The organism is Phyllobacterium sp. P5_D12 (assembly GCF_054049495.1).
Map to the genome: position 1 here is coordinate 1 of NZ_JBFUMG010000129.1, position 10,307 is coordinate 10,307.

General features: G+C 56.5%; 11 protein-coding genes and 1 pseudogene. 10 read left to right on the top strand and 2 right to left on the bottom strand.

Annotated elements, in window-relative coordinates; translation table 11 throughout:
* The 4 genes and pseudogenes from ACXJ5O_RS11000 to ACXJ5O_RS11015 form a co-directional block, all read left to right on the top strand.
* Positions 1 to 372: pseudogene (locus ACXJ5O_RS11000) on the top strand (plasmid partitioning protein RepA); the annotation flags it as partial.
* Between the two features lie 7 nt (positions 373 to 379).
* Positions 380 to 1,453, top strand: coding sequence for a plasmid partitioning protein RepB (gene repB, locus ACXJ5O_RS11005; protein ID WP_457299931.1), 1,074 nt, complete (start codon positions 380 to 382; stop codon positions 1,451 to 1,453).
* Between the two features lie 250 nt (positions 1,454 to 1,703).
* Positions 1,704 to 3,017: a plasmid replication protein RepC gene (gene repC / locus ACXJ5O_RS11010; protein WP_457299932.1), complete on the top strand. Its 1,314-nt coding sequence runs from the start codon at positions 1,704 to 1,706 to the stop codon at positions 3,015 to 3,017.
* Between the two features lie 335 nt (positions 3,018 to 3,352).
* Positions 3,353 to 3,475 carry a hypothetical protein gene (locus ACXJ5O_RS11015; protein ID WP_457299933.1) on the top strand — a complete coding sequence of 41 codons (123 nt, stop codon included), beginning with the start codon at positions 3,353 to 3,355 and terminating at the stop codon, positions 3,473 to 3,475.
* Positions 3,476 to 3,738: 263 nt separating this feature from the next.
* On the opposite strand, the gene ACXJ5O_RS11020 is transcribed toward ACXJ5O_RS11015, so the two are convergent.
* Both ACXJ5O_RS11020 and ACXJ5O_RS11025 read right to left on the bottom strand, forming a co-directional pair.
* Positions 3,739 to 4,797, bottom strand: a complete 1,059-nt coding sequence (locus tag ACXJ5O_RS11020) for a D-TA family PLP-dependent enzyme (protein WP_457299934.1) — start codon at positions 4,795 to 4,797, stop codon at positions 3,739 to 3,741.
* Between the two features lies 1 nt (position 4,798).
* Entirely contained in the window at positions 4,799 to 5,584 is a 786-nt protein-coding gene (locus ACXJ5O_RS11025) for an SDR family oxidoreductase (RefSeq protein ID WP_457299935.1), read from the bottom strand.
* Between the two features lie 208 nt (positions 5,585 to 5,792).
* Here ACXJ5O_RS11025 and ACXJ5O_RS11030 point away from each other — a divergent pair, with 208 nt between their 5' ends.
* From ACXJ5O_RS11030 to ACXJ5O_RS11055, 6 genes are all read left to right on the top strand, one after another.
* On the top strand, positions 5,793 to 6,161 hold the full coding sequence (locus ACXJ5O_RS11030; protein WP_457299941.1) for a RidA family protein: 369 nt from the start codon (positions 5,793 to 5,795) through the stop codon (positions 6,159 to 6,161).
* Between the two features lie 10 nt (positions 6,162 to 6,171).
* On the top strand, positions 6,172 to 7,641 hold the full coding sequence (locus ACXJ5O_RS11035; protein WP_457299936.1) for a M81 family metallopeptidase: 1,470 nt from the start codon (positions 6,172 to 6,174) through the stop codon (positions 7,639 to 7,641).
* Between the two features lie 530 nt (positions 7,642 to 8,171).
* The gene (locus ACXJ5O_RS11040) at positions 8,172 to 8,765 is read left to right on the top strand and encodes a TetR family transcriptional regulator C-terminal domain-containing protein (protein WP_457299937.1); all 594 of its coding nucleotides are present in this window, start codon (positions 8,172 to 8,174) and stop codon (positions 8,763 to 8,765) included.
* An 11-nt stretch (positions 8,766 to 8,776) separates the two neighbouring features.
* Entirely contained in the window at positions 8,777 to 9,031 is a 255-nt protein-coding gene (locus ACXJ5O_RS11045; RefSeq protein ID WP_457299938.1) for a DUF1127 domain-containing protein, read from the top strand.
* A gap of 230 nt (positions 9,032 to 9,261) precedes the next feature.
* Positions 9,262 to 10,005, top strand: a complete 744-nt coding sequence (locus ACXJ5O_RS11050) for a FadR/GntR family transcriptional regulator (RefSeq protein WP_457299939.1) — start codon at positions 9,262 to 9,264, stop codon at positions 10,003 to 10,005.
* Positions 10,002 to 10,307 (top strand): PLP-dependent transferase (locus tag ACXJ5O_RS11055; protein ID WP_457299940.1); only part of this gene is annotated, 306 nt, incomplete at its 3' end. The genes ACXJ5O_RS11050 and ACXJ5O_RS11055, both read left to right, overlap by 4 nt.

A 10,307-nucleotide genomic window follows, 5' to 3' on the forward strand; every position in this document is an offset into this window, starting at 1 on the left:
CAGATGCTTGATGTTGCCTCTATGAGCCAGTTCCTGTTCATGACAGCGGATCTTCTCGCCGTCGTGCGCGAAGCGGGCGGCGAACTTAACTTCGATTTCATGCGCTATCTCATTACGCGCTTTGAGCCCAATGATGCACCTCAGCAACAAATCGCAGGTTTCCTGCGCTCCTTGTTCGGCGAGCGCGTGCTGACGAACTCGGTTGTCAAATCGACGGCTTTCTCGGATGCGGGCCTGACCAAGCAGACGCTTTATGAGGTTTCTCGCGACAGCTTCACTCGCGCTACCTATGACCGCGCGTTTGAATCGCTGACTTCCGTCAACTCTGAAATCCAGGGCCTGATCTTCAAGGCCTGGAACCGGCCGGGGTGAGGGCGCGATGATGGCCGACAAAAACCGTAGGGATCAGCTCAAGGCGCTGTTTGAGACAGTAGAGACTAATTCGGCGCCCGAGCAGCAGCCAGCCGAGCTCGCCCCAACGCGGCAGAGCGCTTCGGTAGAGCCGTTGAAGCCGCGTGCCGCTTCTGGTGCGATCAAGGCGATGGGCCTGTCGCTGGGCGGAATATCGAAGGAGATCGAGGATGCGCGGCGACTGAAGGAGAGCTTCGAGGGTAGCGAGCGGGTCGTCGAGCTCGATCCGGCGCTTGTCGAGAGCTCATTTATCGAAGATCGGCTCAGCCACGATTCCGGATCGGATGACAGTTTCGAGGAGCTGGTCGAAAGTATCCGGCAGAATGGACAGCAGGTTCCTATCCTTGTTCGCCCGCATCCGGAAAAGCAGGGCCATTACCAGACAGCTTATGGCCATCGCCGCCTGCGCGCTGCTCGACGTGTCGGAAAGCCCGTGCAGGCTATCGTCCGCAATCTCACCGATGTGCAGCTTGTCCTGGCGCAGGGCAAGGAAAACACCGAGCGGCGCGATCTATCCTTCATCGAACGTGCTTTCTTTGCCCGCAATCTTGTCGAGCGGGGCTTCGAGCGCGGTCTTGTGCAGGATGCACTATCCCTGGATAAGGCAGAGATGACGCGGTTTCTTCAGGTCGCGGCAGCTGTACCAGCACTGGTGGTTCGCGCTATCGGACCCGCGCCAAAGATCGGCCGGCCACGGTGGGTCCGGTTTGCTGAATTGCTCAAATCCGGTGACGCGCAGGCTGCTGCGCTGAATGAAATCGCGCTGGAGCCGTTCAGTGCCGCTGACAGCAACGCACGCTTCAACCGCGTCTACGAGCGGCTCCTGAAAAACGTCGAGCCTGTCGCACCGGCGCCGCGCAATACGCCGTCGGTCGTTGGCAATAAATCCTCAAGCCCCAGCGCAATCGCGCAGTTGAATTCAGACAGGGGAAGACAAGTTCTGACCTTTGCCGATCATATTCCGCAAGATTTTGCGGTATTCGTAACGGGAGAGCTCGAGACTTTGCTTGCCCGCTACAATAGCCGGTCACGTGACAAATAGCGCTGCGACTTCAGTCGCTACAAGGCCGGTTGGTTGAGTAAGCACTAAGCCCAAAACCGGATTGCGGTTCTGGACAGTTTAAAAGGACGAGAGAAGGAAACAACGGCAAGAAAAAAGGCCCCCAGAACGTTACCGCCCCGGAAGCCCTCTTCAATGTAGCAATTTTAGAGAATCACTTCCACCCAGACTTGTCAAGAGTCGGACGCGTTTCGGCATGCCTTTTCATTGCCTCAACTTGAGGTAAAGGACCATGACTGATCGTTTTGCAACGACGCCATTTGGCGGTCGTTCGTTGTCGCACGCCATGTTTGCTGTGCAAGAAAAGACAGCACGGGCTCGCGAAAAACTGGCGGGTACGGACAGAAACCACCCGGAGAAGTGGGCGCTGTTGCGGTCATTGACCGAGGCTCGTACAGCGTTTTTCCTTTCGGACCGCACAATTGCCGTTCTGGAAGCATTGCTGAGCTTCTATCCCGAGACACTGCTGGACGGCAGTGCACCACTGATTGTCTTTCCGTCCAATGCGGAGCTTTCCATGCGTACCCGCGGCATGTCCTCCGCGACAATTCGCAGGCACCTTTCAGCACTCGTCGAGACCGGCCTGATCATTCGTCGTGACAGTCCCAATGGCAAACGCTATGCGCGGCGCGGYGAAACCGGCGAGATCGAACATGCTTTTGGCTTTGACCTCTCACCATTGGCGCTACGAGCGGGCGAAATTGAGGCCCATGCGGCTCTGGCAAGGGATCTGGCGCGAGCCGTTCATCGTGTACGCAGCGAAATCACCATCCATCTTCGAGATGTATCCAAGACCATCGATGCCGGGCTCAGCGAGGAACGTGCGGGTGACTGGGAAACATACGCTGATGAGCTGGCAGCGCTTTCGGGACGAGTAAGCAGGCATCTGCCACTGGAGACGCTTCGAGTGCGATGCGATGCCCTTGCAAGCTTGAGAGAGAGAGTTGAGAAAACTTACCTGGCATCGCTTTCAGACAAAGAAATGAGCGCCAGTGACTCTTCTTTTGAGCACCATATTCAGAATTCAAATATAGACCACCAATTTGAAAGGGCCCACAAAACAGGCCAGAAGCAATCCGACGAGCTACAATCCCAAAACAACGCGCCCGGGCGGATAGTTGCGCTGAGCAAAATGAGAAATCGCTTGGAAGCGGCGCGGCGAAACAGAAACCGTGGTGACGGCGGTTTGACCGGTGACAGGCCGAACCTTGAAACGAGATCGGTGCCAATGTCACTGGAGGCGGTGTTGAGTGCTTGCCCGCAGATCATCGATTATTCCCGTGACGGCATCGAGGACTGGCGCGAGCTTGTGAATACGGCGGGACTGGTTCGCTCGATGCTCGGTGTATCACCCGATGCCTGGCAAAGGGCGCGCGATACCATGGGTGATATCAACGCGTCGATCACGATTGCTGCCATTCTTGAACGTATCGGTGATATCCGTTCACCCGGAGGCTATCTCAGGGCACTGACCGATCGCGCCGAAATCGGCCAGTATTCAGTGCTTCCGGTGATCAAGGCGTTGGATGGAGAAAAGCGGGCGTGAGTGGCTTCTCTACCTTGCCAGCCGCCCGCCAGTCGCACCGTTGGCAAAGACGTTGCAATTCAGCCTTGCAAAAGGGGTAGTTGTCGAGAATGGGAATGGCGGTTTTGCCGCTTCGGATGGCTCTATTGTGAGGTCAATGTGCTGGCCGGAATATTAGCCTCACCATCTCAAGTCGCATCCATTTTTGAACATTGCGACTGTGATGATGGATATGGTCAACTGAGGCTCTGGCTGCCTCGCGTTGCCTTCATTTTTTGTACTTGTAATTACTACCGGTTGCCCGCTCTTTCGTTGGTTTCGACGTCGATACTTTATGAATTTTTAGGAAGCGTTCCATGGATGTTATGGGCCCGAAAATATCTGAGAAGCTTGGTCCGGATGAAGACAAACTTGGCATTCCCGTTATTGCCATCATCGGTATCCCGCTTCTAGCTCTACTGATTGTGCTGTTGTTATGACTTGGCTTTGCTTTGCAGCGTCAGCAGGCCGACTTGACCAAGACGTATTCCGAACGCACAGCCGAGTTTCTCGCCCGGGACCTGGCCGATCAATTGCGACAATTGCTAACTGCGGCTATACTTATGGGATGGGACCATGGTTCAGGAATGCGGCTTCAGAGCAAGAGTTTCTGGATGCTTATGCGGAAGACGCTGCGCTGCCTGCCGTGCCCGGCAATGGGTTGACGGCCTGAAGAAACCCGTCCTTGCGGCCCGCGTCGCCCTTAATCGACGCGGCCCCGTGCGGCGACAGGCTCAATCTCAACCACTTCGTTGCCTGAAATCAGCATGACMTGATCGAACAGGTTCGAGACGACACAGGCGTGATTGGGAATGATACGAAGCCGATCTCCGATCCGGGGCTTCTCCTCACAGGCTGAAAAATCGATCGCGCCATGTTCCTCGCTGAGCGAGGTAATCACTGCATCCGGATAGCCAACAATATACCCGAACCCATCCATTCCAAACGTATCGCTGGTAAGGGCTTTAGAACCGGCATCGACAATTACTCGATTCTCCGTTGGGCGGCTGACCACCGTCGTGAGTACTGTAAGCGCGCAATCATCCCATGTGCCGACCCCTTTCGCGACCTGAAAGCGGTCCATGTAGATATACGTGCCAGGCCGATGTTCCGTTGCGCTCGTGACTTCGTGTGCCCGCCACATATCCGGAGAACCGCCATTGGAAATGATGCGCGGGTCAAGTCCGGCGGCGATGGCCTTTTGTTTGGCGGCAGACAGAAAAGCTTCATTTTCGACAATCGCACCGGTCTTCGGATAAGTCATGAAGCCTGCGAAACGAAGGCCCCTGGCCGCATCGATCAGTTTTGCCAGCGCAACAGCTTCGTCGGCCGATTGTACGCCGCAACGTCCCATGCCGGTGTCGCATTCTACCAGTACGGTGAGCGGCTTTGCCGCATCGTTGAACGTTTCGGAAAGACCGCGGACAGTAACTTCACTGTCGGCGGTGACAGCGAGCGTGACGCGTTTATTCAGCGCCATCAGCCTGCCGAGTTTCGCTTCGCCGATAATGTTATAGGGCAGAAAGATATCCGTCAGTCCTGCATCGGCCATGACTTCTGCCTCACCAAGTTTCTGGCAGGTTATCCCGACTGCGCCCAACTCGACCTGGCGCTTGGCAAAACGCGGCAATTTATGCGTCTTGATGTGCGGACGCACCGCCAGTCCGTGTTTGTCGGCATAGGCTTGGAAGCGCTGCATGTTGGTCTCGGCGCGATCGATATCAATGAGGACGGCCGGTGTGTCGATTTCGGACAGTTTCATTTCAATCTCCAAGCACATCGTTGATGAAAGGCAGATTTCCGGCCGTCAGCCCGGCATCGACGTTAAGCGTAGCACCCGTGATACCCGATGCAGTAGTCGAGCTGAGGAATACTGCTGCTTGCGCCACTTCATCAGGGGTCACCATGCGCCCAAGCGGGTAGTGCGGCAGGACTTTTGCCAGAAGCTCGGGCTCCCTTTGCAGCCGGTGATCCCACGCCGGTGTTCGTACGGAACCTGGACAGACTGCATTGGCTCGTATGCCAAATCGCCCACGCTCCACAGCGAGCGCTTTCATATAGGAGATCAATCCCGCCTTGGCCGCCGAATAGGCCGGATTACCGTAGTGGCCGAGCGCKTTGACCGAGGAGATAAACACGATATTGCCGCTGCCGCGTTTGCTCATGTTAGCGACGATGGGGGCCGTGACGTGGAATACGCCGTTCAGATTGGTGGCGATTTCCTGTTCCCATACATCGCCATCGACTTGATCGAGCGTTTCGCCGCGCGTGAAACCGGCATTGTTGATCAGTACATCCGGAACGCCACGGTCCGCGATGAAATCACTGATCGCCTTGGATACAGCCGTTTTATCATTGAGATCGAAAACCAGACGGTTTGAGAGAGGAAGGCTTTCAATCAGACGTCGTTGCTGATCGGCGCCGGACACAATAGCGCCCAAGCCATTGTAAGCTTCGATAAGTGCTTGGCCGATACCCCCACCGGCGCCGGTGATGAGCACGTGTTTGCCTTTGAGGCCAGGTTCACCATGCGATGTTGGAGAAGTCATGCGCGCATCCAGTTGATTTTTTGCTCATTAATGACTGCAGATGGAAAAAAGCAATATCGAGTTTCACCATTGTAACCAAGACAACTACTCGCGTCCTTTCGTTTGCGGTCGGGTGCTGTACCGTGGATTGGCACTATGGTATGGCCGAGCCTTCGCCGTATTTCGAGTCTGGCTACAATGAGCAGTCTGGACACAGGATAGGATCACGATCATGACCAAACAACATTTCGGCCATGCACATGTGCCGTTGTCGCCCGCGGTGCGCGCTGGGGATTTCATCTATATTTCAGGGCAGGTTCCGGTGGGCTCTGACGGCACGGTCATCGTCGGCGGTATCGAAGCCCAGACGCGACAGGTGATGGAGAACGTCAAATCCGCTTTGGCACTAGCGGGCGCAGACCTTTCCGATGTGATCAAGACCTTCGTCATTCTTGAAGACGCCCGCGAATTCGGGGCATTCAACAAGACCTACGCCACATACTTTCCCGCGAATCCGCCTGCTCGCACCACCATCGAATCCCGGCTGATGATCGATATCAAGATTGAAATAGAAGCCATCGCCTATAAGCCTCTCTGAGATCACATTCATGCGCATTTTTACCGCGTCGCTCGCGACGGAAACCAACACTTTTTCCCCTGTGCCAACAGACCGTGCCAGCTTTGAAATGGCGTTCTATGCGGGTCCGGGTGAACATCCGGAGACGCCCACCTTGTGCTCGGCGCCAATGGTGGTTTTACGGCGCAAGGCGCGCAAGGAAGGGTTCACCCTGATCGAAGGAACCGCGACCTGGGCCGAGCCCGGAGGATTGTTGCAGCGGCAAGCCTATGAGGGTCTGCGTGATGAAATCCTTGACCAGCTCAAGGCTGCGCTGCCCGTCGATGGGGTCATCCTTGGCTTGCATGGTGCCATGGTTGCGCAGGGCTATGATGACTGCGAGGGCGATCTTCTCGAGCAAATTCGCAATCTCGTCGGGCCGGATGTGCTTATCGCATCTGAACTCGATCCGCACAGCCACCTCACGAAGAGGCGCGTTGCCAATGCAAATATACTTGCTGCCTTCCTCGAGTTTCCGCACACGGACTTCTACGAACGCGGCGAGCATGTAGTCCACCTTGCCCTGCGCGCGCTGCGCGGCGAGATCAAGCCGGTCATTTCTACCTTCGATTGCCGTATGATCGGCGTTTATCCGACCAGCCGCGAGCCGATGCGTTCTTATGTCGATCGTCTGAAGGCCCTGCAGGGCCGCGATGGCATCCTGTCTGTCTCGCTCATTCATGGCTTCATGGCTGGAGATGTCCCCGAGCTCGGCACTCAGCTTATGGTTATCACCGATAATGAGCCGGCAAAGGGTGCGGCGCTCGCGAAGAAATTGGGTATGGAGCTGTTCGCGATGCGTGGAACGACGGCAATGCCCATGTTCGACACGGAAGCCGGCCTGAACAAGGCCGTTGCGCTCGTTGCGCAGAAGCCGGATAAGCCGGTCGTCGTTGCCGACGTCTGGGATAATCCAGGGGGCGGGGTTGCCGGAGATGGCACACTGGTCCTGCGAAGGATCATCGAACGCGGTATTGGCAACGTCGCCGTGGCGACGATCTGGGATCCGATCGCAGTGACCTTCTGTCTGGCAGCAGGCGAGGGAGCGCATATCCAGTTGCGCTTTGGCGGCAAGGCCGGGCCGGATGGCGGAGCTCCAATCGATGCGCGTGTCGAAGTGCTCAGGGCCGTGCACGAAGGCTGGCAGAGTTTCGGCAAGAGCCGGGTTACGCTTGGACCCGCAGCGGTCATTCGCCTCGAGGGCACGGATATCGAGATCATCCTCAACACCAACCGGACGCAAACCTTCGAGCCGGACATTTTCTCCAATCTCGGTATCGACCCCGGGTCGAAGGACATTCTGCTCGTCAAGTCGACGAATCATTTTCACGCGGGTTTCGAGCCCGTGGCTGCGGAAATTATTTATATCGATGCGGGCGCGCCCTATCCCTCCAATCCCAGAAAGACCGACTATCGCAAACTTTCGCGTGAAATCTGGCCTCGGGTGGAGATGCCGTTCTGAATTGTCGGTGTGGATTTCCCTTGCCACGCCCGCTTTCGCGTCTGGCCATTGCTTGCATGCTGGGAAGACGGGCGGTCGTCGAAGCGCGTCTTTGTAGAATAAAATGCGATCCGAAGACCGCCCGTCCGGCGTTTTTTGATCCCGTCCGTTCCGCTTGGGAGGCCTCGGCTTTGGGTGAATTGCTTCGCCCGCTGCCGAAAGCCCCTTTCGAAGTGCTCGTCCAGCACACGCCAGTCGTAGTACCGGCAGGGGAACCCTTGGACAGAACTTCCCCGGACAGCGGGCCCGTTACCCGCCATCGGAGGCGCCGATCCTCTCCCCACTTCGAACGGCTCCGGAAGCAGTTGCCGTGGAAAGGACGGGGAGAAGAATAACCGAGGTTGGGAGGTGTTGGATAAGTTTGTGGGATTTTGTTTGGAGTGGTCTTTCGGAAGCCGTCGCCAGGTAGTTCGCCAGCCAGTGCAACGCCGCTTTTCCATACTGGTAGAGTCAGCTTGCATTTACTAGACGACTGGTCTATTATTTACAGCATGAGTAAAACGGACGCACGAGCAGTTTTGATCGACGAGGGCATAAAGGCGCTTCTTTCCCACGGCTATGAAGGGGCGGGGATCGGCCCGATCCTCAAATCGGCGGGCGTGCCGAAGGGTTCGTTCTATCACTTCTTCACAAGCAAGGAAGAGTTCGCTTCTGCGGTACTCGCCTCCTATTGTAACAACAACCAGAGGGTGCGGACACAGCTTCTGCTGGAAGACAAGACGAGATCGCCGCTGCGGCGTCTGCGCGACTATTTTGAATATTATGAAAAAGAATATGGGTCGGGCGATCCAACCTGTGGTTGCCTGTTGGGCAATCTATCCCAATCCATTGCGGCACATAGCAAAGTGCTCCAGCGTGAGTTACATCGATCGTTCACCGCTTGGCAGGGTGATTTCAGGGCCGTACTGCGCGAAGCGCGTGATGCCGGGGAATTGCCGGAATATCTTGATCCGGATGAAACCGCTGCCTTTTTGATCGACGCCTATGAGGGCGCGCTGGTCAGGATGAAGGCAGAGGGAAGCATCAAGCCCCTTCAGCGGTTCAGGGCCATGACACTTGATGTCCTGCTTACACAGAAAGCATAGGAGCCAATATTATGGCATATTCTGAGACGACTGGTCTACTAGAAATCCGTCGCCATCGTCAGGGCCGGAGCTTTTCTGCCAGGGACGTTGGCACGCCACCCGATCTTCTAGAGCGTCTGTTGGGCCTCATTGGCAAGGTCTTTGCTTCTGGCCTACACGCCGAACCGACGGGCGACCCGCTGACAAAGCTGAGTGATCGCCTGCTTCAGGATATCGGGCTGACACGAGCCGAGGCAATTGAACTTGATAAGAGGCGGCATACGTGAAATCCGTGCCGCCGGCGCCGTAGGTATTCGACAAGGTGACGTCTGTGCCGAATGGCGTGAGACCATTTTCGCAGCGGTGAAGATCCAGGCAATGCGAGGAAGAAATTGCCAGACGGATCTCCAGGTCCTGCAATCAGAATGATTTTGGAAAGACTCCTGGGAGCATTTGACTCCTCCTTCCATTCATGCTGAATTGGCACAATGGTCCAACCAATTCAGGTGATGCTTCGTTGATCAGTCCGATCCTTTCCCCGGTTCATACCGCATCCCGCGATGACGCGGTGTTGCATGCGCTGGTGGATTTCGTGACGGGAGAGGGCTTGAAGCCGGGAGACCGCTTACCGACCGAGCGTTTGCTTGCAGAACACCTGAGAGTCAGCCGTACAACCGTGCGTGAGGCGCTGACCCGCTGGCAGGAACTCGGCCTTGTCGAGAGGCGCCAGGGCAGTGGCACCTATCTGAAGGCTGCCGTCACGCGCAATATGCTGCATATGCCGCTGACGCTGCCGTCCGGCAATGATTTCAACAGTCTGATGCACACACTGGAAATTCGCCGCGGTCTCGAGGCGGAAGCCGCCGTTCTCTGTGCGGAGCGCGCTACCGACGCCGATATTGCCCTGATCGAGCAGAAGCTGATCATCATGGAAGAGGCGTTCCACGTACGCCACGGCATGTCTGCCGATGAAGACTGGGACTTTCATCTTGCTGTGTTCCGCACCTCGGGCAATCCGCTGTTCGAACAGATCATTGCAGCCATGTACGAGATGTTCCACCGGTTCTGGGAGCATCCGCTGGGGGTGCGGGATTTTGGCCACGCCAGCTTTCCCTACCATCGGACCCTTTTCAATGCGATCGCCGCGCGCGACCCGATTGCCGCACGCGGCGAGGCATTGAAGCTGATTGCCACCGTCGAGGATGACCTCAAGCGCGGGGCGGCAAACCTGAAAAAGCAGAACAAGAAGAGCCAAGCATGAGCGACAACCCGTATTTTCACGACCAGGACATGATGGCGCAAGCTGCAACACTGCTTGCGCATGACGAGCCTTTCCCAGGCGGTTCCGTCGTTCCTCCGATCTATCAGACATCGCTTTTCACCTTCGACAATTATGCGGCGATGGCCGATGCATTCGCGGGACGCAAGCGCCAGCCGATGTATTCACGCGGCGATAATCCGACGGTCATGGAGTTCGAGGCCAAGATTGCTGCACTTGAAGGGGCGGAAGCCGCTCGTGCCTTTTCGAGCGGCATGGGTGCGATCAGTGCCATGGTGCTGGCC

What these genes read in the sequence shown, in the direction of transcription:
- repB (WP_457299931.1), top strand. Translation starts at nt 380, where the DNA reads ATGATGGCCGACAAAAACCGTAGGGATCAGCTCAAGGCGCTGTTTGAG.
- ACXJ5O_RS11015 (WP_457299933.1), top strand. Translation starts at nt 3,353, where the DNA reads ATGGATGTTATGGGCCCGAAAATATCTGAGAAGCTTGGTCCGGATGAA.
- ACXJ5O_RS11035 (WP_457299936.1), top strand. Translation starts at nt 6,172, where the DNA reads ATGCGCATTTTTACCGCGTCGCTCGCGACGGAAACCAACACTTTTTCC.
- ACXJ5O_RS11040 (WP_457299937.1), top strand. Translation starts at nt 8,172, where the DNA reads ATGAGTAAAACGGACGCACGAGCAGTTTTGATCGACGAGGGCATAAAG.
- ACXJ5O_RS11045 (WP_457299938.1), top strand. Translation starts at nt 8,777, where the DNA reads ATGGCATATTCTGAGACGACTGGTCTACTAGAAATCCGTCGCCATCGT.